The 23,410-nt window shown below is 66.2% G+C and carries 24 protein-coding genes; 10 read left to right on the top strand and 14 right to left on the bottom strand.

Going from position 1 to position 23,410, the window contains the following annotated elements; translation table 11 throughout:
- The first annotated feature begins 7 nt into the window (after nt 1-7).
- The 4 genes from hpf to LJF27_RS13570 are packed head-to-tail and all read left to right on the top strand — an operon-like array spanning nt 8 to nt 1,958.
- On the top strand, nt 8-316 hold the full coding sequence (gene hpf / locus LJF27_RS13555; protein WP_003094359.1) for a ribosome hibernation-promoting factor, HPF/YfiA family: 309 nt from the start codon (nt 8-10) through the stop codon (nt 314-316).
- Nucleotides 317-329: 13 nt separating this feature from the next.
- On the top strand, nt 330-794 hold the full coding sequence (ptsN, locus tag LJF27_RS13560) for a PTS IIA-like nitrogen regulatory protein PtsN (RefSeq protein WP_003098853.1): 465 nt from the start codon (nt 330-332) through the stop codon (nt 792-794).
- 1 nt (nt 795) lies between these two features.
- Entirely contained in the window at nt 796-1,656 is an 861-nt protein-coding gene (rapZ, locus tag LJF27_RS13565) for an RNase adapter RapZ (protein ID WP_003094361.1), read from the top strand.
- 29 nt (nt 1,657-1,685) lie between these two features.
- Complete coding sequence (locus LJF27_RS13570; protein ID WP_003094362.1) at nt 1,686-1,958, top strand: HPr family phosphocarrier protein; 273 nt, start codon at nt 1,686-1,688, stop codon at nt 1,956-1,958.
- A 96-nt stretch (nt 1,959-2,054) separates the two neighbouring features.
- Here the strand turns inward: LJF27_RS13570 and LJF27_RS13575 are convergent, their stop codons facing one another.
- The 6 genes from LJF27_RS13575 to pmbA all read right to left on the bottom strand — a co-directional run bounded on the left by LJF27_RS13575 (nt 2,055) and on the right by pmbA (nt 7,368).
- Nucleotides 2,055-2,987: a ZIP family metal transporter gene (locus tag LJF27_RS13575; RefSeq protein WP_003123303.1), complete on the bottom strand. Its 933-nt coding sequence runs from the start codon at nt 2,985-2,987 to the stop codon at nt 2,055-2,057.
- 18 nt (nt 2,988-3,005) lie between these two features.
- Nucleotides 3,006-3,617, bottom strand: a complete 612-nt coding sequence (locus tag LJF27_RS13580; RefSeq protein ID WP_003098862.1) for a superoxide dismutase — start codon at nt 3,615-3,617, stop codon at nt 3,006-3,008.
- 12 nt (nt 3,618-3,629) lie between these two features.
- Nucleotides 3,630-4,079, bottom strand: a complete 450-nt coding sequence (locus LJF27_RS13585) for a hypothetical protein (protein WP_003094369.1) — start codon at nt 4,077-4,079, stop codon at nt 3,630-3,632.
- Between the two features lie 27 nt (nt 4,080-4,106).
- Nucleotides 4,107-5,483, bottom strand: coding sequence for a class II fumarate hydratase FumC (gene fumC / locus LJF27_RS13590; RefSeq protein ID WP_003098863.1), 1,377 nt, complete (start codon nt 5,481-5,483; stop codon nt 4,107-4,109).
- On the bottom strand, nt 5,476-5,871 hold the full coding sequence (locus LJF27_RS13595; protein WP_003094374.1) for a hypothetical protein: 396 nt from the start codon (nt 5,869-5,871) through the stop codon (nt 5,476-5,478). Before LJF27_RS13595 ends, fumC begins: the two co-directional genes overlap by 8 nt.
- 147 nt (nt 5,872-6,018) lie before the next feature.
- On the bottom strand, nt 6,019-7,368 hold the full coding sequence (pmbA, locus tag LJF27_RS13600; protein ID WP_003110024.1) for a metalloprotease PmbA: 1,350 nt from the start codon (nt 7,366-7,368) through the stop codon (nt 6,019-6,021).
- A gap of 98 nt (nt 7,369-7,466) precedes the next feature.
- Between pmbA and yjgA the strand changes: the two genes are divergently transcribed.
- Complete coding sequence (gene yjgA / locus LJF27_RS13605) at nt 7,467-7,991, top strand: ribosome biogenesis factor YjgA (RefSeq protein ID WP_003094378.1); 525 nt, start codon at nt 7,467-7,469, stop codon at nt 7,989-7,991.
- A gap of 30 nt (nt 7,992-8,021) precedes the next feature.
- Here yjgA and tldD read toward each other — a convergent pair whose 3' ends face one another.
- The 8 genes from tldD to mreB form a co-directional block, all read right to left on the bottom strand.
- Nucleotides 8,022-9,464: a metalloprotease TldD gene (gene tldD / locus LJF27_RS13610; RefSeq protein WP_003098866.1), complete on the bottom strand. Its 1,443-nt coding sequence runs from the start codon at nt 9,462-9,464 to the stop codon at nt 8,022-8,024.
- Between the two features lie 2 nt (nt 9,465-9,466).
- Nucleotides 9,467-10,315: a carbon-nitrogen hydrolase family protein gene (locus LJF27_RS13615; RefSeq protein WP_003112739.1), complete on the bottom strand. Its 849-nt coding sequence runs from the start codon at nt 10,313-10,315 to the stop codon at nt 9,467-9,469.
- A 49-nt stretch (nt 10,316-10,364) separates the two neighbouring features.
- Nucleotides 10,365-14,195: a YhdP family protein gene (locus LJF27_RS13620; RefSeq protein WP_023116753.1), complete on the bottom strand. Its 3,831-nt coding sequence runs from the start codon at nt 14,193-14,195 to the stop codon at nt 10,365-10,367.
- 14 nt (nt 14,196-14,209) lie between these two features.
- The gene (rng, locus tag LJF27_RS13625) at nt 14,210-15,667 is read right to left on the bottom strand and encodes a ribonuclease G (RefSeq protein ID WP_003094386.1); all 1,458 of its coding nucleotides are present in this window, start codon (nt 15,665-15,667) and stop codon (nt 14,210-14,212) included.
- Between the two features lie 33 nt (nt 15,668-15,700).
- Nucleotides 15,701-16,306 carry a Maf family protein gene (locus tag LJF27_RS13630; RefSeq protein ID WP_003116221.1) on the bottom strand — a complete coding sequence of 202 codons (606 nt, stop codon included), beginning with the start codon at nt 16,304-16,306 and terminating at the stop codon, nt 15,701-15,703.
- A gap of 88 nt (nt 16,307-16,394) precedes the next feature.
- The gene (gene mreD, locus LJF27_RS13635) at nt 16,395-16,889 is read right to left on the bottom strand and encodes a rod shape-determining protein MreD (RefSeq protein ID WP_003094389.1); all 495 of its coding nucleotides are present in this window, start codon (nt 16,887-16,889) and stop codon (nt 16,395-16,397) included.
- Nucleotides 16,889-17,929: a rod shape-determining protein MreC gene (mreC, locus tag LJF27_RS13640; RefSeq protein WP_071534955.1), complete on the bottom strand. Its 1,041-nt coding sequence runs from the start codon at nt 17,927-17,929 to the stop codon at nt 16,889-16,891. Before mreC ends, mreD begins: the two co-directional genes overlap by 1 nt.
- Before the next feature lie 31 nt (nt 17,930-17,960).
- Nucleotides 17,961-18,998 carry a rod shape-determining protein MreB gene (gene mreB / locus LJF27_RS13645; RefSeq protein ID WP_003094393.1) on the bottom strand — a complete coding sequence of 346 codons (1,038 nt, stop codon included), beginning with the start codon at nt 18,996-18,998 and terminating at the stop codon, nt 17,961-17,963.
- A 239-nt stretch (nt 18,999-19,237) separates the two neighbouring features.
- On the opposite strand from mreB, the gene gatC reads away from it, so the two are divergent.
- The 5 genes from gatC (at nt 19,238) to LJF27_RS13670 (ending at nt 23,402) form a co-directional block, all read left to right on the top strand.
- Complete coding sequence (gene gatC, locus LJF27_RS13650; RefSeq protein ID WP_003106543.1) at nt 19,238-19,528, top strand: Asp-tRNA(Asn)/Glu-tRNA(Gln) amidotransferase subunit GatC; 291 nt, start codon at nt 19,238-19,240, stop codon at nt 19,526-19,528.
- 12 nt (nt 19,529-19,540) lie between these two features.
- Nucleotides 19,541-20,995: an Asp-tRNA(Asn)/Glu-tRNA(Gln) amidotransferase subunit GatA gene (gene gatA, locus LJF27_RS13655; RefSeq protein WP_003112871.1), complete on the top strand. Its 1,455-nt coding sequence runs from the start codon at nt 19,541-19,543 to the stop codon at nt 20,993-20,995.
- Between the two features lie 91 nt (nt 20,996-21,086).
- A complete protein-coding gene (gene gatB, locus LJF27_RS13660) occupies nt 21,087-22,547 on the top strand; it encodes an Asp-tRNA(Asn)/Glu-tRNA(Gln) amidotransferase subunit GatB (protein ID WP_324256097.1) in 1,461 nt (486 codons plus the stop codon).
- Between the two features lie 59 nt (nt 22,548-22,606).
- The gene (locus LJF27_RS13665; RefSeq protein ID WP_003455627.1) at nt 22,607-22,984 is read left to right on the top strand and encodes a septal ring lytic transglycosylase RlpA family protein; all 378 of its coding nucleotides are present in this window, start codon (nt 22,607-22,609) and stop codon (nt 22,982-22,984) included.
- Nucleotides 22,985-23,015: 31 nt separating this feature from the next.
- Nucleotides 23,016-23,402: a carboxymuconolactone decarboxylase family protein gene (locus LJF27_RS13670; protein WP_003094405.1), complete on the top strand. Its 387-nt coding sequence runs from the start codon at nt 23,016-23,018 to the stop codon at nt 23,400-23,402.
- The last annotated feature ends 8 nt before the right edge of the window (nt 23,403-23,410 follow it).

The following is a 23,410-nucleotide window of genomic DNA, read 5'->3' on the forward strand; positions in this document are numbered from 1 at the left end:
ACGCGGTATGCAAGTCAACATCAGTGGCCATCAACTGGATGTGACCGACGCCCTGCGCGACTATGTCGGCGAGAAACTGAGCCGTCTGGAGCGCCATTTCGACAAGATCACCAATGTTCAGGTGATCATGGAGGTCGAGAAACTGAAGCAGAAGATCGAAGCCACCCTGCGCATCGCCGGTGGCGAGATCGTAGCCAATGCGGAACATGAGGACATGTACGCGGCCATCGACCTGCTGATCGACAAACTCGACCGTCAACTGATCAAACACAAAGAGAAGTATCTCGAACGGCAGCAAGGCGTAGGCGCCCGCTGATCTCCCCTCCCCTATGATCCGACTTGAGCAAATCCTGACCCCCGGCCGTTCCCTCGTGAACGTGCCGGGCGGCAGCAAGAAACGCGTACTCGAACAAATCGCCAACCTGGTAGCCAGGGAGCTGCCGGAGTTCGACGCCCAGACCATCTTCGAAAACCTGGTGGCCCGGGAAAAACTCGGTTCCACCGGCTTCGGCAATGGCATCGCCATTCCGCACTGCCGCCTGTCTGGCTGCCAGAGCCCCATCAGCGCCGTGCTGCACCTGGATGCTCCCGTGGACTTCGACGCGCTGGACGGCGCGCCGGTCGACCTGCTCTTCGTCCTGCTGGTACCGGAGGCCGCGACCGAAGAACATCTCGAACTGCTCCGGCAGATCGCCGCCATGCTCGACCGTGCCGACGTACGCGACCGCCTGCGCAGCGCTCCCACCGCCGAAGCGCTTTATCAGATCGTGGTAGACGTACAGAACGGGCAATGACATGCGCCTGATCATCGTCAGTGGCCGCTCGGGCTCGGGCAAGAGCACCGCCCTGAACGTCCTCGAAGACAACGGCTTCTATTGCATCGACAACCTTCCCGCCAGCCTGCTTCCCGACCTGGCGCAGCGCGCCCTGTTGCACACGGAGCTACTGCAGCCACAGGTGGCGGTGTCGATCGACGCCCGCAACCTGCCCAGCCAGTTGCAGCGCTTCCCCGAACTGTTGCAGGAAGTGCGGGACAACCACATCAACTGCGATGTGCTGTATCTCGACGCCGACGACGAGACGCTGCTCAAACGATTCTCGGAAACCCGCCGGCGCCACCCGCTGACTACCGACACCCGTTCGCTGGCGGAGGCGATTGGCGACGAGAGCCAATTGCTCGGACCGATCGCCGACCTCGCCGACCTGAAGCTGGACACCACCAGCCTCAACCTCTATCAGCTGCGCGACACCATCAAACTGCGCCTGTTGAACAAGCCGGAGCCCGGCACCGCGTTCCTCGTCGAATCCTTTGGCTTCAAGCGCGGCATGCCAGTCGACGCCGACCTGGTGTTCGATGTGCGCTGCCTGCCGAACCCCTACTGGAAGCCCGAGTTGCGCGATCATTCGGGGCTGGAGCCGGAAGTCCGCGAGTATCTGGCCGCCCAGCCGGACGTCGAGGAAATGTACCAGGACATCGTCGGCTACCTGAACAAATGGCTGCCGCGCTTCGCCGCCAGTAACCGCTCATATGTAACAGTTGCGATAGGCTGTACCGGCGGGCACCATCGTTCGGTCTACCTCGCCGAGCGGATTGGCGCTGCACTCAGGGATTCCCTGAAGAACGTGCAGATTCGCCACCGCGATCTCAGCAGCTAGCCCATAACAAGAAGGACAGACTCCCCAAGATGCCCGCCCTCGAGATCACCATCATCAACAAGCTCGGTCTGCACGCCCGCGCGGCGGCCAAGTTCGTCGGCGTCGCGGGGCGCTACCCTTGCCAGGTCCGGGTCGGCCGCAATCCTGAAAGCTGCGTCGACGGCAAGAGCATCATGGCCGTGATGATGCTGGCTGCCGGCAAGGGCACCAACCTGCACCTGCATACCGAAGGCGAACAGGAAGACGAGGCGTTGAACGCGCTGGTCGAACTGATCAACAACAGGTTCGACGAGGGCGAGTAGGCTCTTCCCAGCGACAACGAAAAAGCCGCCAACTGGCGGCTTTTCCTTTCCGGCGATTGCGGCCGGCGTCAATTCAGCTCGGGTCGGATGAATCCCCTAGCCCAGCGCGGTATCCAGCACCATCATCAGGCAGAAACCGAACACCAGGCCCAGCGTAGCCTCGGCGGCATGTCCCTGGCGGTGGGACTCGGGAATGATCTCGTGGGTGACCACGAAGAGCATCGCTCCCCCCGCGGCGGCCAGCCCCCAGGGCAGGAGCAGCGCGGAGAGGCCGACCAGCCAGGCGCAGAGCACCGCGAACAGCGGCTCGACCAGGCCCGACGCGGCACCGACCAGCATCGCCTTGAAACGCGACATACCGACTCCGGCCAGCACCAGCGCCACCACCAGACCTTCCGGCACATCCTGCAGAGCGATGCCCAGGGCGAGGCCGTTCGCCTCGTCCAGGCCGGCACCGGCCGACACGCCAACCGCCATGCCTTCGGGGATGTTGTGCAGGACGATGGCCGTGACGAACAGCAGGATGCGCGGGGGAATGCCACCGGACAGTGGCGCGCCCTCGCAACCGGGATGGACGTCCGGCATCAGCCGGCCGAGGATGAACAGCCCCATCACGCCGACCGCCAGGCCGAAGCTGACCAGGAACCCCGCGCCGAACTTCGAGTAGCCGAGGTCGCCGGCCGCGGATAGCGCCGGCATGATCAGCGAGAAGGCCGTCGCCGAGAGCATCACGCCGGCACCGAAGCCCAGCAGCGCATCCGACAGGCGCGCCGGCATGGTCTTCACCACCAGCACCGGCATCGCCCCGAGAGCGGTACCGAAGGCACAGAGCAGGCCGCCTTTCAATGCCAGCACGATGGGCGCCGGCAGGTTGAGTTCGGCCAGCAACAGCGCGTGGCGGCCGAGCAGGTAGCCGCCGCCGATGAAGATCAGCAGGCCCAGCAGGTTGCGCAGCGTCCGCCCGTTACCTTCGGCGATGCCATGGAGCAACGCCTTCATCGCCGCACCGCCAGGCTGCCGGCCAGCCATCTCGCATCACGGGTAACACTAGGCCAGGGCTTGCGCATAGCGACGCGCGACCTCCCGCCAGTCGATCACGTTGTAGAAAGCGCCGATGTATTCCGGGCGGCGGTTCTGGTACTTCAGGTAATAGGCATGCTCCCATACGTCCAGGCCGAGGATCGGCGTATTGCCGTTCATCAGCGGGCTGTCCTGGTTGCCGCTGCTCTCCACCAGCAAGCTGCCCTGGGGAGTCACGCTGAGCCAGGCCCAGCCGCTGCCGAAGCGGGTCAGCGCAGCCTTGGTGAACGCATCCTTGAACGCCTCGAAGCCCCCGAGCTGCTCATCGATGGCCCGCCCCAGGTCGCCATCGGGACGGCCACCGCCCTGGGGCGACATCACGGTCCAGAACAGCGAGTGGTTGGCATGCCCACCGCCATTGTTGACAACCGGGGTGCGCAGCTTCTCCGGCAGACCAGCCAGTTGCCGCAGCAGACTTTCCACCGGCTGCTCGGCATAGGGCGTGCCTTCCAGCGCGGCGTTCAGGTTGTTCACATAGGTCTGGTGGTGCTTGCTGTGGTGGATCTCCATGGTCAGCGCATCGATGTGCGGTTCCAGGGCATCGTAGGCGTAAGGCAAGGGCGGCAAGGCGTGGGGCATGGAAACTCTCCGTCAGTGATAGCGAAGTGAGGGGGGCGGAGCGAGGAACTCGGGTCGGACCTCCGCGTTCGGCGGTCCCTTGAGCAGGCGCTCGGTGCGCGGATAGGCACCGTGTTCGCCGATGAACGACAGCAGTTCGACATAGGTGCGCCGGCTGTGATGCTGGGCCGCCTGGCGCAGGGCCAGCGGCAGCTTCTGGTCGGCGCTGACCCGCAACAGGCGCTCGTGGCAGGCGCACAGGTATTCTGCGGTCTCCTCCGGTTGCTCCAGTTGCAGGTGCAAGTCGGCCAGGTTGTGATGGGAAATCACGAACGCCATCACCGCCTCGTCGGCGTCGCCCCAGCGTTCCAGCAGCACCTGGGCCAGGGCCAGGGCATGGAGGTAGTGCTCACGCGCATCGATCAATGCGCCGGTGACGAAACAGCGGTTGCCCTGTTCGATCGTTCGTTGCCAATGACGCATGGCGGTACCTCCAGTGGTGGGGCGGCCTCAGAGGCCGCCAGCCGTGAGTTTTTCCGGATCCAGCAACACCTCCAGGCGCGCACGGTCCAGATCGGTGTTTTCCAGCGCCACATCGATGATCGGCCGTCCCTCGCGATAGGCCTGCTTGGCGATTTCCGCAGCCTTCTGGTAGCCGATGATCGGGTTCAGCGCAGTGACCAGGATCGGGTTGCGCGCCAACGCCTCGCTGAGCTTGCCCTGGTTGACCTTGAAGCTGGCGATGGCCTTGTCCGCCAGCAGCCGGCTGACGTTGGCCAGCAACTGGATGCTGTGCAACAGGTTGTCCGCCACCAGCGGCAGCATCACGTTCAGTTCGAAGTTGCCCGATTGGCCAGCGACGGCAATGGCGGCGTCATTGCCGATCACCTGGGCGGCGACCATCGCGGTGGCCTCCGGGATCACCGGGTTGACCTTGCCGGGCATGATCGAGGAGCCTGGTTGCAGCGCTTCCAGCTCGATCTCGCCGAGCCCGGCAAGCGGCCCGGAGTTCATCCAGCGCAGGTCGTTGGCCAGCTTCATCAGGGTCACCGCCAGGGTCTTCAACTGGCCGGACGCAGCGACCGCGGTGTCCTGCGAACCGATCAGGGCGAAGAAGTCGTCGCCGGGGCGGAACGCCAACCCGGTCAGGTCGTTCAGCTCCTGGCTGAAACGTTCGGCGAACCGCGGATGGGCGTTGATCCCGGTGCCCACCGCGGTGCCGCCCTGTGCCAACTGCTGCAAGGCAGGAAGTACGCTCTCGATGTGCACGCCGGCCTGTCGCACCTGCTGCGCCCAGCCACCGAGCACCTGGCTCATGCGTACCGGCATCGCATCCATCAGGTGGGTGCGGCCGGTCTTCACATAGGCATGCACTTCGCCGGCCTTGCTCTGGATAGTCTGCTCCAGGTGGCGCAGCGCCGGCAGCAGGCGTTCGCTGATCTCGAGGGCGGCACTGATGTGGATGGTCGAGGGAATGATGTCGTTGCTGCTCTGCCCGCAGTTCACATGGTCGTTCGGATTGACCTTGCCGCCCAGGCGACGACTGGCCAGGGTCGCCACCACTTCGTTGGCGTTCATGTTGGAACTGGTGCCGGAGCCGGTCTGGAACACATCCACCGGGAAATGCTGCATGAAGTCCTCCTGCAGCAGTTGCAGGCAGGTCTCGGCGATCGCCTCGCCCATCGGTGCATCCAGTTGCTGCAGGGAGACGTTCGCCCGCGCCGCCGCGGCCTTGGCCAGCAGCAGGGCGCGGACGAAGGCCTGGGGCATGCGTTGGCCGCTGACCGGGAAGTTGTTCACCGCGCGCTGGGTCTGGGCGCCATAGAGGGCGGTCGCCGGGACCGCCAGTTCGCCCATGCTGTCGCGTTCGATGCGGGTGTCAGTCATCTTGGTTTCCTTGTTGCGGGTGATCGAAGCTCATCGACGGCGCCAGGTCCTGCCTGGCCATTCGTACGGAGAGCTGGCGCAGCCGGCGTCGCTGGCTGCCGTTGGTGGTCAGTCGCTGAAGTTCGCAGAGGGGCCGGTAGGCGTAGTCGAGGCAGAGGCTGCGCCAGTGCCAGGGCAATATCGGATCGCGACCGGTATCGAGCAGGAGGTTGTAGGCTTTCTCGAACAGCGGCCAGGCGGCCACACCTTCCCAACCGGCGAGATAGCGCGCCTCGCCGAGGTACTGGTCGAGCAGGCGCGGTTCGTCGGGATCGAGCGCGCAGCGGATCTGCGTGCCCAGCCAGTACCAGTGATCCAATGCTTGCGGGTCGTGCGCCTCGAAGGACATGGCAACCTCACCAGACGATAATGAGATTGATTATTGTTTTCTTCTTGGCAAAAGACAAGCATGGTCCCCATAGAGGCGGACAATTGAACAGGCGGAAACGAAAACGCCAGCGACGAGCGCTGGCGTTTTATAGAGGGAAACCCGGCCTCAGCGCCCGGCCACCATCATCGACTCGACCAGTACAGAACCGGTATGCAGGTTGCCGCGCCGTTCGATGTCCTTGCCGACCGCGACGATACGGCGGAACAGGTCGCGCAGGTTGGCGGCGATGGTGACTTCCTGGACCGGGAACTGGATCTCGCCGTTCTCGACCCAGTAGCCGGCGGCGCCGCGGGAATAATCGCCGGTCACCAGGTTGACGCCCTGCCCCATCAACTCGGTGACCAGCAGGCCACGCCCCATCCTGCGTATGAGAGCGGCCTGGTCCTCGTCGCCATGGCTGACGAACAGGTTATGCACGCCGCCGGCGTTGGCCGTGCTCGGCAGGCCGAGCTTGCGCCCGGAATAGGTGCCCAGGACATAGGACACCAGCTCGCCGTTCTCGACGAATGGCTTGGCATAGGTCGCCAGGCCGTCGCTATCGAAGCTGGCGCTGCCGAGCGCGCCGACCAAGTGCGGCCGCTCGTCGATGCTCAGCCACTCGGGAAACAGGCGCTGGCCCAGCGCGCCTTCGAGGAAGGATGACTTGCGATACAGGCTGCCGCCTGAGATCGCCCCGAGGAAATGGCCGAACAGGCCAACAGCGATTTCCGGAGCGAACAGCACCGGCACTTCGGCGGTCTGCACCGGCCGCGCGCCCAGTCGGCTGGCGGCGCGCTCGGCGGCGCGCCGGCCGATCGACTCGGCGCTGGCCAAGGCCTCACCACGGCGGTTGACGTCATACCAATAGTCACGCTGCATCTGTCCTTCGCCCTCGGCGATCATCACGCAGCTGAGGCTGTGCCGGGTGCTGGCGTAACCACCGATGAAACCGTGGCTGTTACCGTATACCCGGCAGCCCTGGTGGGTATTCAGGGTGGTGCCGTCGGCCTTGGTCACCCGCTTGTCGGCGGCGAACGCCGCTGCCTCGCAAGCCAGGGCACGTTCCACGGCCTGCTCGGGACTCAGGCTCCATGGATGATAGAGGTCCAGCTCGGGCAACTCGCGGGCCATCAACGCGGCATCGGCGAGACCGGCGCATTCGTCCTCGGAGGTATGGCGGGCGATCGCCAGCGCCGCCGCCACCGTCTCGCGGATGGCCGCCTCGCCGGTCGCCGAGGTGCTCGCCGAGCCCTTGCGCTGGCCTGCGTAGAGGGTGATGCCGAAACCTTGGTCACGGTTGAACTCGACGGTTTCCACCTCGCCCTGGCGCACGCTGGTGGACAGGCCCTGCTCCAGCGACACCGCCACTTCGCAGGCACTGGCGCCCTGGCGGCGGGCCTCGGCGATGATCTGCTCGACCTGCTCGCGAAGGTCCGGAAGCACGGAGGGACCGACTGCCGCGGCATGTAGACTCATCTGTTGACTCTCCTGTTGACGTGGCCGCCCACGCGGCCGGGCCGGACAAGCGGCCCCTGACTCGTTATCATGGCGGCGTTTTCCACTGGACCACCACCATGGCTGAATTTCACGACGACGACTCGCAATTCGAAGAGAAGAGCAAGTCGCAGATCAAACGCGAGCTGCATGCCCTGCAGGACCTCGGCGAGCGCCTGACCACCCTGCAACCGCAGTTGCTGGAGCGCCTGCCGCTCACCGACCCGCTACGCAAGGCGCTGCTCGAGGCGCCGAAGCACAAGGCGCACATCGCCCGCAAACGGCATATCCAGTACATCGGCAAACTGATGCGCGACCAGGACGTGGACGCCATCGTCGCCCTCATCGACCAGGTGGACTCCTCCACCCGCCAGTACAACGAACGTTTCCATGCCCTCGAACGTTGGCGCGACCAGTTGATCGCCGGCGGCGACGCAGCGCTCGACGCCTTCGTCGGGGAGTTCCCCGAGTGCGATCGCCAGCACCTGCGCGGCCTGGTCCGCCACGCCCAGCACGAGGCCGCGCACAACAAACCGCCGGCCGCCGCACGCAAAGTGTTCAAGTACATCCGCGAGCTGGACGAAACCAAGCGCGGCCTGCGCTAGGTTTCGCCGCGCCGGCGCCCGGGCCATGCCTCAGGCGCCGGTGCCGCCGACGGTGATCGCATCGATCTTCAGGGTCGGCTGGCCGACGCCGACCGGCACCGACTGACCGTCCTTCCCGCAGGTTCCCACGCCACTGTCCAGGGCCAGGTCGTTGCCGACCATGGACACCCGGCTCATCGCTTCCGGACCGTTGCCGATCAGGGTGGCGCCTTTCACCGGGGTGGTGATCCTGCCGTTCTCGATCAGGTAGGCCTCGCTGGTGGAGAACACGAACTTGCCGCTGGTGATATCGACCTGGCCACCGCCGAGGTTGGCGCAGTAGATACCCTTCTCCACCGAGGCGATGATTTCCTGCGGATCGCTCTCGCCGGCCAGCATGTAGGTGTTGGTCATGCGTGGCATCGGCAGGTGCGCGTAGGACTCGCGGCGGCCGTTACCGGTGCGCGCCACGCCCATCAGGCGGGCGTTGAGCTTGTCCTGCATGTAGCCCTTGAGCACGCCGTTCTCGATCAGCACGTTGCAGTTGCTCGGCGTGCCTTCGTCATCCACGCTCAGCGAGCCGCGACGCCCGGCCAGGGTGCCGTCGTCGACGATGGTGCACAGGCTCGAGGCGACCTTTTCGCCGACCCGGCCGCTGTAGGCGGAGCTGCCCTTGCGGTTGAAGTCGCCCTCCAGGCCGTGGCCGACCGCTTCGTGGAGCAGGACCCCGGACCAACCCGCGCCCATCACCACCGGCAGGGTGCCGGCCGGCGCGGGAATCGCCTCGAGGTTGACCAGTGCCTGGCGCAGGGCCTCGCGGGCGTAGCCCATGGCGCGATCCTCCTGGAGGAAATAGCGATAGTCGGTGCGACCGCCGCCGCCGTGGCCGCCGCGTTCGCGTCGGCCGTTCTGTTCGACGATCACGCTGACGTTGAAACGCACCAGCGGACGAATGTCGGCGGCCAGAGAACCGTCGCTGGCCGCTACCAGGATCTGCTCCCAGACGCCGGCCATGCTCACCGTGACCTGCTGGATGCGGGGATCGAGCGCACGGGTAGCGGCGTCGATCTGCTTCAGCAACTCGACCTTCTCGGCACGGCTGAGCACGTCCAACGGGTTCTCGCCGGCGTACAGGCGAGCCGGCACCACGGCCTTGAACGCCTGCACGCTGCCGTTCTGTCCCGCACGGGAAATCGAACGGGCCGCCACCGCGGCCTGTTTCAACGCCTCGGCGGTGATCGCATTGCTATAGGCGAAGCCGGTCTTCTCGCCCGACTGCGCGCGTACCCCGACACCCTGGTCGAGATTGAAGCTGCCTTCCTTGACGATGCCGTCCTCGAGCATCCACGACTCGGAGACCTGACTCTGGAAATACAGGTCGGCGGCATCGATGCCCGGGCCGTTCAGTTCATGAAGAATGCCGGGCAGGCTGTCCAGTTCCAGACCACCGGGGGCCAGCAATTGCTGGCTGACGGATGACAACAACTCGCTCATATTCACTCCGTACGCGCCGGCCGCGGTTCGGCCGGCGGGAAAAATCGTCTGTGCGCCACCACCGGCATGCGCCGGCGGATATCCGCCTGTTCTGCGGCGTCGCGCACCGCCAGCAGCACCGCTTCGCCCTGCGGCCGCTCGGCCAGGACCCGGCCCCAGGGATCGACGATGGCCGAATGGCCGAACGTCTCCCGGCCCCGTGGGTGGACGCCACCCTGTCCGGCCGCCAGCAGGTAGCACTGGGTCTCGATGGCGCGGGCGCGGACCAGTACCTGCCAGTGCGCCGCGCCGGTCACCGCGGTGAACGCCGACGGCGCCGTGATCAGCTCCGCGCCGGCCTCGCGCAGGGCGGTATAGAGCTCCGGAAAACGCAGGTCGTAGCAGACCGTCAGGCCGAGGCGGCCGACCGGCGTATCCGCCACCACGATCTTCTGACCGAAAGCATAGTCGTCGGATTCACGATAGCGGCCCCGCGCATCGGCTACATCCACATCGAACAGGTGCAGCTTGTCGTAGCGGGCGACCCGCTCTCCGTGCTCGTCGATCAGCAGCGAACAGGCATTCGCCTTCGCCTCGGGTTGCCCATCCGGCGGCAGCGGCAACGTTCCGGCGACTATCCACAACCTGAGGTCGCGAGCGGCGGAATTCAACCACGGCAGGATAGGCCCGTTCCCCCGCGCCTCGGCGCGCCCCAGTTCGGCCAGGTCGCGCCGGCCCATGGCGGCGAAGTTTTCCGGTAGCACGGCGAGCCGCGCCCCGCCCTCGGCGGCCTGTTCCAGCAGGCGACGGGCGGCGGCCAGGTTGGCCGTCACGTCGTCCTGGCTGACCATCTGGATCACGGCAATGGACATGGTTTCCTCCTTGCGGACGAAAGCGCCGCGTCGCGGCACCGGGCGCCGCTCAGCGGGGCTTCTCGAATGGCTTGTCGAAGCTGATCTTCGGATCCTGCCAGGGGCCCTTGACGCTGTATTGCACGCTGGCGAAGCGCGAGACCCGGTCGCCGAGCAACTTGTCGACGACGAAGACCGCGCCGCCGACCGCCGGACCGCCAACTATCAGTGCCGCCAGGGTCAGGTTGTTGGTCAATGGCAAGGTCACCAGCAGCTTGGCGTCGATCCGATCGTGAGCCAGGTCCAGGGTACCGTTCAACTCCAGGTTGCTCGACGGTCCTTCCAGCTTCAGCGGCTCGCGGGTGACGTAGACGCCGTCGGTGGCGGAGAGAACCCCCTTCACCCGGTCATAGCTCAGTCCCTTGCCGAGGATGTCCGAGAAATCCAGGCGCAGCCGGCGGTTGATCGCGTTGAAATTGAGCAGGCCAAACACTCGCAGCGCCTGGGCGCTGCCTTCGACCTCGACGAACTGCCCCTTGCGCAGCGATGCATCCATGCTGCCGCTGAAGCGCTTCAGGGCCATGTAGGCCGGCGATCCCGGCCACTGGCCGTTGATATCCATGCGGAAACGTTCGCTGGTGGCACTCGGCGCGAAATTCCAGGCCTTGAGCACATCCGCCAGGTTCTTGCCCTCGATCCGGCCCTGATAGGTGCTGCGGGTATTGCCCGGACTGCCGTCCCAACGCAGGCTGCCGTTGACGTGCAGGCCACGCAGGTCGAGGTCCAGGTCGTTGAACGCCACGCCGTTGCTGCCCGGCCGTACCTTCAGGCTCCAGGCGCCCAGCGGCTGGCCGCCGAGGGCGACCTGGCCGATCTTCACGTCTACCGCCGGCAGGCTGCGCGGATCGACGGCGGCCAGCGGGTCCGAATCCTCCACCTTGTTCTCGTCGGGAAGGGTCGACTTCGGCAGGTTCAGGCGGTCCAGATCGACCACGATCGGCGCGCCCCTGGCATCCGGCAGGACCAGGCGCCCCGATGCGAGGTCGCTGACCAGCACCAGTTGCCAGGCCCGCTCCTGGCGGGCCAGGTCGACGGTCAGGTTCTTCAGCTCCTGACCGAAGCCCTTGAAGCTGTCGATGCGCAGGTCGGCGCCGCGCAGCAGGCCCGCAGCGCTACTGGCGGCCTGGTCGCCGTTGCCGTAGCGCTTCAGGGTGGCCTGCCAGGCGTCCCAGTCCAGTTCCGCCAAACGCCCGCGCACCCGCAGCCCCTGTGCCGAGGGCAGCAACGCCGGGTCACCGCCCAGGCGCAGGGCGCCGCGTCCGTTCAGCGGCTTGTCCGCCGGGGCCGCATAGGCCAGGCTGGCGAGGCCGTCGTAACGCGCCCAGTAACGCCGTTCGGCGCCATCCAGGGTCATCCGCCATTGGGTCGGCCGCGCCTGGGCGGCCGTCTTGCCGAACGGCGCCGGCAGGTCGACGACGGCGCCCTTGAGATCCGAATCGATCTGCAACTGGCTGTCCTTGCCATCCAGCAGCAGGTTGAGCTGGAACGGCAGGCGTCCCGAGACCGGCAACGGACGCTGGCCAGCGCCGAGCCAGTCGCTCAGCGACTTGACCGCCACCTGGCCGTTGAGCAGCAAGCGCGTGCGCGCATCGCCGCGCCCCTCGGCGACGATCCGCCCGCGTACCTCGTTGCCCAGCACCCGGGCCTGCACCGCCGGGGCGCTCAGGCCCTTGGCCAGGTCGAACCGGAAGTCGCCCTTCACTTCGCTCATATCCAGCTTCGGACTGGGCATCTTCAGGGTCGCGCCCACGGTGGAGAAATCCACGACCACCCCGGTCTTGCCGGCCTCGTCGTGGTCCAGCGGAATATCCAGCTTCAGGTGGCCCTGCAAGGGCCCATCGCCCTCCCAGCCGGCGAAGATCTTGCGGGTCGGGATCGGCGCTTCCTGGAGCAGCTTGATGCCGTCCTTCAGGTTACTGTCGACGGCCCCATCCACATACAGGTGCGGCGTCTGTCCCGGACGGCCGAGGGGAATGTCGACCTTGACGTCGCTGACCCGGGAATTCAACAGATTCCCGCTGGAGGCCAGCACGCGGACTCCGGAATCCTCGACGAACACCTCGCCGACCGTTTTGCTCAGGACGGGCCAGCCGGGCTGGTAGGCCAGCTCGCCGTCGCGGACCTTGAAGTAGAGGTTCATGACGTGGGCTTCGGCCGCCGCGCCGCGGTTCAGCGAGCCCTGCCACTGGAAGTAGCCCTGCTCGACATGGCCACTGCGGATCGCCGTCTTCAACCAGTTCGCCAGGCTTTTGTTCATTCCCGGCAACTGGGTCGGCAGGTACTTGGCGGTGAAGCGCGCGTCGCCGTCGCTGAGGCCGACCTGCAGGTCCATGTAGTCTTCAGCGCCGGGATCGCGCATCAGGCGGATCAGCATGTCGCCGGCCAGGCGGCCCTCCTCGCCCTCGACCCGCATCAGGTGGCTGCCGAGGGTGAAGGCGCGGTCGTCCAGGCTCCAGAACATCCGCGTGCGAGCCTCGCGGTAGCGCCACGGCTCGGGAAACACCTTGGCCAGGTGCAGCATGAAATCCTGCGCCGATGCGTCGAGCTGGCCTCCAGCCAGGGTGCCGGTCAAGGTGCCGCTGACATTTTCCACTGCCGGAACCTCATGGAACGCCGAGATACCGACCTTTTCCAGGTTGGTCGCGTAGCTGACCCGCTCGGGCACCTCTCGCTGCGGCCAGAAATCGGCGTTCAGGTTGTGCAGGATGCCCTTCGGCTTCAGGCCCGCCACCCACTCCGCCGCCGCGTCCGGCAGCGGCGCCAGCGCTTCTATCGCCGGCACCAGGGGCGTCAGGTCGACGCGGTCGGCCTGCAGCTTCCAGTGTGGCTCGTTGTTCTGCTGGACGCGACGCAACAGCAACTCCACCTCGCCCCAGCGCTGCTCGCCGAAATTCGCCGCCAGGTCGCCGACCCGAACCTTCCAGCCCTGCGCTTCGCGATCGAAGAACAGGTTCATGCCCAGGTCGTTGATTTCCACCGGCTTGCGCGCGGCATACGACGCCTTCAACTGCGGCGCCAGCAGCCGTGCCACCAGCCGTTGCGCCTTGCCGTCGCGCCAGTCGAACCAGAAGTCGCCGCCGGCCTTGGCCCGGACGATCGTCCATTCCTGGGTCAGACCGGCCGGCAACCATTGCGCCCAGTCGCTCTGCGGCAGGCTGAGATAGAACCTGGCGCTGCTGCGCGGCCAGTCCTCACTGTCGATCCGCCCTTCGGCGTGCAGCGCCAGGGGTTGGCCATCCGGCAGTTGTAGGCGGGCATCGAGACTCTGCCCACCAACCGATGAACTGCGCAGGGTCGCGCCGACCGCGCTGAGCGACAACGCTGCGCTTCCCCGCGGCGCCACCTCCAGTTGACTGTCCAGCAGCGAGATGCGTTGGGTCTGCAGCAGGAATTGCAGGAGTTTCCGGGGATCGCTGGGCTTGTCACTGTGCGGCAGGCCATCCAGGCTCCACTGGCCATCCTCGCCTTCGCGCAGGGTCAGCTTGAGTCCCTCCAGCTCCAGGCTGCCGATCCGCACCTGGCGCGCCAGCAGGCTGCCGAGCAGGTCTGGCGCCAGCCGCACCCGCGCCAGGCGCAGACTCTGTTCGCCGTCGCCGACCTGAATGTCGCGCGCTACCACCAGAGGCTCGAAGCCGCGCCAGGAGCCCGTCAGTTCGGCAATCCGCACCGGTATGCCGAGTTGCTTGCCAGCTTCGTCCTCCAGCTGCTGGCGGTATTCGGCCACCAGCGGCACCAGTTGCCGGCCAAGGCTGACGTACAGCGCCAGCAGCACCAGTACCAGGGCGCACAGACCCAGGACGATCCGTAGCAGTCGCGTTCCGAGGCTTCCCACATCCGCCATTTCAGCCATACGCCTCAGAGCAGGACCACGTCATATTGCTCCTGCGAGTACATCGCCTCGACCTGGAACTTGATGGTGCGGCCGATGAACGCCTCGAGATCGGCGACGTTACCCGACTCCTCGTCGAGCAGCCGGTCCACCACCTTCTGGTTGGCCAGCACCAGGTAGGAGTCGGCCTGGTAGGCACGCGCCTCGCGGAGGATCTCACGGAAAATCTCGTAGCAGGTGGTTTCCGCAGTCTTCAGCATGCCGCGTCCCTGGCAGCAGGGGCACGGCTCGCAGAGGATCTGCACCAGGCTTTCGCGGGTGCGCTTGCGGGTCATCTGCACCAGGCCCAACTCGGTGATGCCGATGATGTTGGTCTTCGCGTGGTCGCGCTCCAGTTGCTTCTCCAGGGTGCGCAGGACCTGCCGGCGATGCTCCTCGTCCTCCATGTCGATGAAGTCGATGATGATGATCCCGCCCAGGTTGCGCAGGCGCAGCTGGCGGGCGATCGCGGTGGCCGCCTCGAGGTTGGTCTTGAAGATGGTTTCCTCGAGGTTGCGATGGCCGACGAAGGCGCCGGTGTTCACGTCGATGGTGGTCATCGCCTCGGTCGGATCGACGATCAGGTAGCCGCCGGACTTCAGCAGTACCTTGCGCTCCAGGGCTTTCTGGATTTCGTCCTCGACGCCGTAGAGATCGAAGATCGGTCGCTCGCCCGGGTAGTGTTCGAGGCGATCGGAAATCTCCGGCATCAATTCTTCGACGAAGGAAGTGATCTTCTGGAAGTTCTCTCGCGAGTCGATGCGGATCTTCTCGATACGCGGGTTCACCAGGTCGCGCAGGGTACGGATCGCCAGGGACAGGTCTTCGTAAATCACCGAAGGCGCGCCGACGGTCTGGATCTGCGCGGCGATCTGGTCCCATAGCCGGCGAAGGTAGCGGATGTCGGCGAGAATCTCGTCCTCGCCCGCACCTTCCGCAGCGGTGCGCAGAATGAAGCCGCCCTGCCCCTCGATGCCTTCCGCCGCCACGCAGTCGGCCACCACCTTCTTCAGGCGCTCGCGCTCGACTTCGTCCTCGATCCGCAGGGATATCCCGACATGGCTGGTGCGCGGCATGTACACCAGATAGCGCGAAGGAATCGACAGGTGGGTGGTCAGCCGTGCGCCCTTGGTGCCGATCGGATCCTTGGTCACCTGCACCACCAGCGCCTGCCCCTCATGGACCAGGGCACTGATGCTTTCCACGGCACTGCCTTCGCGATTGGATATCTCGGCGGCATGGATGAACGCCGCACGTTCCAGGCCGATGTCGACGAACGCCGCCTGCATCCCCGGCAGTACCCGTACCACCCGCCCCTTGTAGATATTGCCGACGATGCCGCGCCGCTGGGTGCGTTCGACATGCACTTCCTGCAGGACGCCGTTTTCCACCACCGCCACGCGCGACTCCATCGGCGTGATATTGATCAGGATCTCTTCGCTCATGCGTCCACTGTCCTTATTTCGGCGCGTTAGGCGTTACGGCGGGTTGCCACCCACGGGCTGCCAGCAAGGGATGCCGAATTCCCTCAACAGTTCCGCAGTTTCACACAAAGGCAGCCCGACCACCGCACTGTAACTGCCTTCGATGCGGCTGACGAATATCGCTCCGAGGCCCTGGATCGCATATCCGCCCGCCTTGTCCGCCGGCTCGCCGCTCTGCCAGTAGCGCAGCGCTTCTTCCGGGGCGACCTGGCGGAAGCGCACCCGGCACTCCACTACCCGCGCCTCGACGCCGCCAGCGGCGGCCAGGGCCACGGCGGTGAGAACCTGGTGTTCGCGCCCGGACAGCGCAGCCAGCATGGCCAGCCCCTCGGCCTGGTCCACGGGCTTGCCGAGAATTCGCCCGTCGATCACCACCGAGGTATCCGCGCCCAGGACATAACCGTCCTCGCCGCGCCCTTCCAGCATAGCCAGCCCGGCGGCCGCCTTGCCGCGCGCCAGGCGCTCGACGTAGGCGGCGGGCGCTTCGTTCGGCAAGGGGGACTCGTCGATAGCGGTGGCGAGCACGGACAGCGGAACGCCGATCTGGGTCAGCAGTTCACGGCGACGGGGCGAGGCGGAGGCGAGATACAGCGACGGCATGGAGGCTCCCGGGAAACGCGTCGGGCGATGCGCCGATCACCCGTTTCGAAGAATGACGTATCCGCCGCAGCATAGCTGCGAAGCGGACCTACCTCACGTTGAGACGCAGACGGACGAACTGCAGCAGGGCGTACACCCAGGGCCAGAGCAGCGCGCTGACCAGGGCCGGAAGCAGGAAGGTCAGGGTCGGCGGGCGATTGCCGGTCAGGGCGTTGAGCCAGAGCTGGAGCAGCTGCGCCAGGCCGTAGACCACCACCAGCACCAGGCACTGCTGCCAGGCCGGGAACATGCGCAGGCGCTGGTGCAGGGACAGCACGAGGAAGGTGATCAGGCCGAGGATCAGCGCGTTCTGCCCGAGCAGGTTGCCGTAGAGCACATCCTGGGCCAGGCCGAGCAGCCAGGCGGTGACCATCCCGACGCGCTCGGGCAGCAGCAACACCCAGTAGGTCAGCAGCATCGCCAGCCACAGCGGGCGGCCGATCTCGGTGAAGGTAGGCATCGGCGCTACGGCCAGCACCAGCCCGACCAGCAGGCTCAGCCAGATCACCCAGACATTGTTCGAACCCTGGGTCGCGCGAGCCATCAGCGGCGCCCCCCGTTGGCCGCCGGAGCGGCAGGCTGCGTGGGAGCTGCCGCGGGCGCGGCGGCGGGCTGCTGCGCAGCGCCCTGGGCTGCCGGGGTGGCCGGCGACGGCGCGGCGGCCGGTTGCGCGGCAGGCTGGGGCGCCTGGGCGCCGGCGGCGGCTTTCTTGTCCGCCTCTTCCTGGGCCTCGGCGGCGTCGTTGGCGCGCTGTTCCGGGGTGCGGCTGTCGCTGAACACCAGCAGCACGTAGCGGCTACGGTTCATCTTCGCGGTCGGCACCGCGCGCACCACGGCGAACGGCTGGCCGGAATCGTGGATCACTTCCTTGACCGTGGCCACCGGATAGCCGGCGGGGAAGCGTTGCCCCAGGCCGGAGCTGACCAGTAGGTCGCCTTCCTTGATGTCGGCGGTGTCGGCGACGTAGCGCAATTCCAGGCGCTCGGGATTGCCGGTGCCGACGGCGATGGCGCGCAGGCCGTTGCGATTGACCTGCACCGGGATACTGTGGGTGGTGTCGGTGAGCAGCAGGACCCGCGCGGTATAGGGCATCACCTCGACCACCTGGCCCATCAGGCCGCTGGCATCGAGCACCGGCTGGCCGACGAAGACGCCGTCGTTCTCGCCCTTGTCGATCATGATGCGTTGGGTGAAGGGGTTCGGATCGACGCCGATCAGCTCGCTGACCAGTACCTTGTCGTCGACCAGCGCGGCGGAATTGAGCAGCTCGCGCAGGCGCACGTTCTGCTCGGTGAGCGCGGCGAGTTTCTGCACCCGGCGCTGCATCAGCAGGGACTCGGCCTTGAGGCGTTCGTTCTCGGCGATCAGCTCGCTACGGCTGCTGAACTGGTCGCGCACGCCTTCCCAGGCGCGCACCGGCATTTCCGCCAGGCCGTAGAAAGGCGTGAGCACCATCCCCAGCTTGCTACGGACGGGCTCCAGATAGTCGAACCGGGCGTCCACCACCATCAGGCTGACCGACAGCACGGCCAGCACCAACAGGCGAACGCCCAGCGACGGGCCTTTGGAGAATAGCGGTTTGATGATCCGCTCCTAGGCGACGATGCTCGCCACCTTACTCGGTGGAGAGCAGGTCCATGGAGTGGCGGTCCATCATCTCCAGCGCACGGCCACCGCCGCGAGCCACGCAGGTCAGCGGCTCCTCGGCGACGATCACCGGCAGGCCGGTTTCCTGTGCCAGCAGCTTGTCCAGGTCGCGCAGCAGCGCGCCACCGCCGGTCAACACCAGGCCGCGCTCGGCGATATCCGAGGCCAGCTCCGGCGGCGATTGCTCGAGGGCGCTCTTGACCGCCTGGACGATGGTCGCCAGGGACTCCTGCAGGGCCTCGAGGACCTCGTTGGAGTTCAGGGTGAAGCTGCGCGGTACGCCTTCGGCCAGGTTGCGGCCGCGGACGTCGACTTCGCGAACGTCGCCGCCCGGGAAGGCGGTGCCGATCTCCTGCTTGATGCGCTCGGCGGTGGATTCGCCGATCAGGCTGCCGTAGTTGCGGCGCACGTAGGTGACGATGGCTTCGTCGAAGCGGTCGCCGCCGACGCGGACGGATTCGGCGTAGACAACACCGTTGAGGGAAATCAGGGCGATCTCGGTAGTGCCGCCGCCGATGTCTACGACCATCGAGCCGCGGGCCTCCTCGACCGGCAGGCCGGCGCCGATGGCGGCAGCCATCGGCTCTTCGATCAGGAACACCTCGCGGGCGCCGGCGCCCAGGGCGGATTCGCGGATGGCCCGGCGCTCAACCTGGGTGGACTTGCACGGCACGCAGATCAGCACGCGTGGGCTGGGCTGCAGGAAGCTGTTCTCGTGGACCTTGTTGATGAAGTACTGCAGCATCTTCTCGCAGACGCTGAAATCCGCGATCACGCCGTCTTTCATCGGACGGATGGCGGCGATGTTGCCCGGGGTACGGCCGAGCATGCGCTTGGCCTCGGTGCCCACGGCGACGACGCTCTTCTGGCTGCCATGGCTGCGAATGGCGACCACGGACGGTTCGTTCAGGACGATGCCGCGCTCGCGCACATAAATAAGGGTATTGGCAGTACCCAGGTCGATCGACAGATCGCTGGAAAACATGCCACGCAATTTTTTGAACATGGGAAAGAAACCCTAGGCGAAGCGTGGGTGAAAAATACGCGGGTAAAAAAGTGCGGCAAACTCTAACAACGACGGGGATTTTGGGCAAGGCGGGCAATATGCTAAATTGCAGGCTTTTCCCGGCCCCACAAGGCCCGTCCAGGCGGAATTAGACCGCCGACCGCGGCATCCGTTCCCTGCCTTATATAACGCATGGCGCCCCGCCGCCCTTCCAAGGCCGCTTTTGCTGGAGACTCCCGATGGCGCTTGAACGCTCCGACGTGGAAAAAATCGCCCATCTCGCCCGCCTGGGCCTGAGCGAGGCCGATCTTCCGCGCACCACCGAGACCCTGAACAACATCCTCGGCCTGATCGACCAGATGCAGGCGGTCGACACCAGCGGCGTCGAACCGCTCGCCCATCCGCTGGAAGCCACCCAGCGCCTGCGCCCGGACGCGGTCACCGAGACCGATCACCGCGACGCCTACCAGACCATCGCCCCCGCCGTGGAAGAAGGTCTGTACCTGGTTCCGAAAGTCATCGAGTCATAAGGACGCGGACACATGCTGCATCAATTGACCCTCGCCGAGATCGCCCGCGCCCTCGCCGACAAGCAATTTTCCGCCGAAGAGCTGACCCGCACCCTGCTCGGTCGCATCCGGCAGCTGGATCCCCAGCTCAACAGTTTCATCAGCATCACCGACGACCTGGCCATCGCCCAGGCCAAGGCAGCCGACGAACGGCGCGCCAACGGCGAGAACGGCGCCCTGCTCGGCGCGCCGATCGCCCACAAGGACCTGTTCTGCACCCAGGGCGTACGCACCAGCTGCGGTTCGAAGATGCTCGACAACTTCGTCTCGCCCTACGACGCCACCGTGGTCGAGAAGCTCACCGCCGCCGGCGCCGTTACCCTCGGCAAGCTGAACATGGATGAATTCGCCATGGGCTCGTCGAACCAGTCCAGCCACTACGGCGCGGTGAAGAACCCCTGGAGCCTCGACCGCGTGCCGGGCGGCTCCTCCGGCGGTTCCGCCGCGGCAGTCGCCGCGCGCCTGCTGCCGGCCGCCACCGGCACCGATACTGGCGGCTCGATCCGCCAACCGGCGGCGCTGACCAACCTCACCGGGATCAAGCCAACCTACGGCCGGGTTTCCCGCTGGGGCATGATCGCCTACGCCTCCAGCCTCGACCAGGGCGGCCCGCTGGCGCGCACCGCCGAGGACTGCGCGCTGATGCTGGGGGTGATGGCCGGATTCGACCCGAAGGACTCGACCAGCGTCGAACAGCCGGTGGACGACTACCTGGCCGCCCTGCAGAAGCCGCTTAGCGGCCTGCGCATCGGCCTGCCGCGGGAATACTTCGGCGCCGGCCTCGACAGCCGCATCGCCGACGCGGTGCTGGCCGTGGTCGAGGAGCTGAAGACGCTCGGCGCCACGGTGAAGGACATTTCCCTGCCGAACATGCAGCACGCCATCCCGGCCTACTACGTGATCGCGCCGGCCGAGGCGTCCTCCAACCTGTCGCGCTTCGACGGCGTGCGCTATGGCTATCGTTGCGACGCCCCGCAGAACCTGGAAGACCTGTACAAGCGCTCGCGCGCGGAAGGCTTCGGCAGCGAAGTGAAGAACCGCATCATGGTCGGCACCTACGCACTGTCGGCCGGCTACTACGATGCCTATTACCTGCAGGCTCAGAAGATTCGCCGGCTGATCAAGAACGACTTCGTCAGCGCCTTTGCCGAAGTGGACGTGATCCTCGGCCCGACCACGCCGAACCCGGCCTGGAAGATCGGCGAGAAGAACGACGACCCGGTTTCCCAGTACCTGGAAGACATCTACACCATCACCGCCAACCTCGCCGGCCTGCCGGGGCTGTCCATGCCCGCCGGCTTCGTCGACGGCCTGCCGGTGGGTGTCCAGTTGCTCGCGCCCTACTTCCAGGAAGGCCGCCTGCTCAACGTCGCGCACCAGTACCAGCAGGTCAGCGACTGGCACACCCGCACCCCGGCCGGCTTCTAAGCCATGGCAACGCCACGCAGTCCCCTCCCCTCTCCCGGCGCGGAGAGGGCGACCCGCAGGGTCGGCAGCGGGACTGCGCAGGCACAGAAGGATTGAGGAACACCACATGCAATGGGAAACCGTGATCGGGCTGGAAATCCACGCACAGCTCGCCACCCAATCGAAGATCTTCTCCGGCAGCTCGACCGCCTTCGGCGCCGCGCCGAATACCCAAGCCAGCCTGGTCGACCTGGCCATGCCGGGCACCCTGCCGGTGCTCAACGAGGAGGCCGTACGCATGGCCTGCCTGTTCGGCCTGGCGATCGACGCACGGATCGACCGGCAGAACGTGTTCGCCCGCAAGAACTACTTCTACCCCGACCTGCCGAAGGGCTACCAGACCAGCCAGATGGACCATCCCATCGTCGGCAAGGGCCATCTCGACATCACCCTGGAAGACGGCACCACCAAGCGCATCGGCATCACCCGCGCGCACCTGGAGGAGGACGCCGGCAAGAGCCTGCACGAAGACTTCCAGGGCATGAGCGGCATCGACCTGAACCGCGCCGGCACGCCGTTGCTGGAGATCGTTTCCGAGCCGGACATCCGCAGCGCCAAGGAAGCCGTGGCCTACGTCAAGGCGATCCACGCCCTGGTGCGCTACCTGGGCATCTGCGACGGCAACATGGCCGAGGGCTCGCTGCGCTGCGACTGCAACGTCTCGGTACGACCGAAGGGCCAGGCCGAATTCGGCACCCGCGCCGAGATCAAGAACGTCAACTCCTTCCGCTTCATCGAGAAGGCGATCAACCACGAGATCCAGCGCCAGATCGAGCTGATCGAGGACGGCGGCAAGGTAGTCCAGGAAACCCGCCTGTACGACCCGAACAAGGACGAGACCCGCTCCATGCGCGGCAAGGAAGAAGCCAACGACTACCGTTACTTCCCCTGTCCCGACCTGCTGCCGGTGGTCATCGAGCCCGAGTACCTGGCGAAGCTGCGCGAGCAACTGCCGGAACTGCCGGTGCAGAAGCGCGAACGCTTCGAGAGCCAGTACGGCCTGTCCGCCTACGATGCCAGCGTGCTGTCCGCCAGCCGCGAGATGGCCGACTACTTCGAGAAGGTCCAGGACATCTGCGGCGACGCCAAGCTGGCGGCCAACTGGGTGATGGTCGAGCTGGGCAGCCTGCTCAACAAGGACGGCCTGGAGATCGAGCAGTCCCCGGTGTCCGCCGAGCAACTGGGCGGCATGATCCTGCGCATCAAGGACAACACCATCTCCGGCAAGCTCGCCAAGATGGTCTTCGAAGCCATGGCCAACGGCGAGGGTTCCGCCGACCAGATCATCGAGGCCAAGGGCCTGAAGCAGGTCACCGACAGTGGCGCCATCGAGAAGATGCTCGACGAGGTGCTGGCGGCCAACGCCGAGCAGGTCGAGCAGTACCGCGCCGCCGACGAGGCCAAGCGCGGCAAGATGTTCGGCTTCTTCGTCGGCCAGGCGATGAAGGCCTCGAAAGGCAAGGCCAACCCGCAGCAGGTGAACGAGTTGCTGAAGAAAAAGCTCGAAGCGTGAGTCAAAGCCAGACGCCGGGTTCGCCCGGCGTCTTCTTGTCCGCCAGGAGCCTGTTGTCCATGCCCACCCCATCCGCCGCCGCGCGCCTCGCCCTCGCCGCCCTGCCCCTGTTCCTCGCCGGCTGCTCCAGCCTCGCCGGCAGCGGTTCCGCGGATACCGGCGAAGCCTCCTACTATGGCAGCCGCCACGCAGGCCTGCGTACCGCTAGCGGCGAGCGCTACAACCCCAACGCAATGACCGCTGCCCACCGCACGTTGCCGTTCGGTACCCGCGTGCGGGTAACCAACCTCGACAACCGCCGCAGCGTGGTGGTGCGGATCAACGATCGCGGGCCGTTCCGCCGCGGGCGGATCATCGATGTATCGCGCAAGGCCGCCGAAGGCCTGGGTATGATCCGCAGCGGCGTGGCGCCGGTTCGGATAGAGTCGCTGGATTGAGCCACCTTCTACCCACGACAGGAACCTTCCGATGAGCGAACAAGGCAAGACCGGCCTGGAGATCCGACGTGAAGTCATGGGCGACGCCTTCGTCGAGCGCGCCATGGGCAACGCCACCGCCTTCACCCAGCCATTGCAGGACTTCGTCAACGAGCATGCCTGGGGCTCGGTCTGGGCCCGCGAGGCGCTGCCGCGCAAGACCCGCAGCCTGATCACCCTGGCCGCCCTGACCGCCCTGAAGTGCCCGCAGGAACTCAAGGGGCACGTGCGCGGTGCGCTGAACAACGGCTGCACGGTGGAGGAAATCCGCGAGGCACTGCTGCACTGCGCGGTCTATGCCGGGGTGCCGGCGGCGATCGATGCGTTCCGTGCGGCGCAGGAAGCGATCGATACCTGGCAGGGCGAACAGCCCGCCTGAGCCCAGGA

The sequence above is a fragment of the Pseudomonas sp. 203-8 genome (assembly GCF_020708595.1).
GTDB classification, from domain to species: domain Bacteria; phylum Pseudomonadota; class Gammaproteobacteria; order Pseudomonadales; family Pseudomonadaceae; genus Pseudomonas; species Pseudomonas aeruginosa.

Bases quoted from the DNA above. Each gene is read 5' to 3' on its own strand.
- hpf (WP_003094359.1), top strand. From the start codon at position 8: ATGCAAGTCAACATCAGTGGCCATCAACTGGATGTGACCGACGCCCTG.
- ptsN (WP_003098853.1), top strand. From the start codon at position 330: ATGATCCGACTTGAGCAAATCCTGACCCCCGGCCGTTCCCTCGTGAAC.
- rapZ (WP_003094361.1), top strand. From the start codon at position 796: ATGCGCCTGATCATCGTCAGTGGCCGCTCGGGCTCGGGCAAGAGCACC.
- LJF27_RS13570 (WP_003094362.1), top strand. From the start codon at position 1,686: ATGCCCGCCCTCGAGATCACCATCATCAACAAGCTCGGTCTGCACGCC.
- LJF27_RS13575 (WP_003123303.1), bottom strand. From the start codon at position 2,987: ATGGCTGGCCGGCAGCCTGGCGGTGCGGCGATGAAGGCGTTGCTCCAT.
- LJF27_RS13580 (WP_003098862.1), bottom strand. From the start codon at position 3,617: ATGCCCCACGCCTTGCCGCCCTTGCCTTACGCCTACGATGCCCTGGAA.
- LJF27_RS13585 (WP_003094369.1), bottom strand. From the start codon at position 4,079: ATGCGTCATTGGCAACGAACGATCGAACAGGGCAACCGCTGTTTCGTC.
- fumC (WP_003098863.1), bottom strand. From the start codon at position 5,483: ATGACTGACACCCGCATCGAACGCGACAGCATGGGCGAACTGGCGGTC.
- LJF27_RS13595 (WP_003094374.1), bottom strand. From the start codon at position 5,871: ATGTCCTTCGAGGCGCACGACCCGCAAGCATTGGATCACTGGTACTGG.
- pmbA (WP_003110024.1), bottom strand. From the start codon at position 7,368: ATGAGTCTACATGCCGCGGCAGTCGGTCCCTCCGTGCTTCCGGACCTT.
- yjgA (WP_003094378.1), top strand. From the start codon at position 7,467: ATGGCTGAATTTCACGACGACGACTCGCAATTCGAAGAGAAGAGCAAG.
- tldD (WP_003098866.1), bottom strand. From the start codon at position 9,464: ATGAGCGAGTTGTTGTCATCCGTCAGCCAGCAATTGCTGGCCCCCGGT.
- LJF27_RS13615 (WP_003112739.1), bottom strand. From the start codon at position 10,315: ATGTCCATTGCCGTGATCCAGATGGTCAGCCAGGACGACGTGACGGCC.
- LJF27_RS13620 (WP_023116753.1), bottom strand. From the start codon at position 14,195: ATGGCGGATGTGGGAAGCCTCGGAACGCGACTGCTACGGATCGTCCTG.
- rng (WP_003094386.1), bottom strand. From the start codon at position 15,667: ATGAGCGAAGAGATCCTGATCAATATCACGCCGATGGAGTCGCGCGTG.
- LJF27_RS13630 (WP_003116221.1), bottom strand. From the start codon at position 16,306: ATGCCGTCGCTGTATCTCGCCTCCGCCTCGCCCCGTCGCCGTGAACTG.
- mreD (WP_003094389.1), bottom strand. From the start codon at position 16,889: ATGGCTCGCGCGACCCAGGGTTCGAACAATGTCTGGGTGATCTGGCTG.
- mreB (WP_003094393.1), bottom strand. From the start codon at position 18,998: ATGTTCAAAAAATTGCGTGGCATGTTTTCCAGCGATCTGTCGATCGAC.
- gatC (WP_003106543.1), top strand. From the start codon at position 19,238: ATGGCGCTTGAACGCTCCGACGTGGAAAAAATCGCCCATCTCGCCCGC.
- gatA (WP_003112871.1), top strand. From the start codon at position 19,541: ATGCTGCATCAATTGACCCTCGCCGAGATCGCCCGCGCCCTCGCCGAC.
- LJF27_RS13665 (WP_003455627.1), top strand. From the start codon at position 22,607: ATGCCCACCCCATCCGCCGCCGCGCGCCTCGCCCTCGCCGCCCTGCCC.
- LJF27_RS13670 (WP_003094405.1), top strand. From the start codon at position 23,016: ATGAGCGAACAAGGCAAGACCGGCCTGGAGATCCGACGTGAAGTCATG.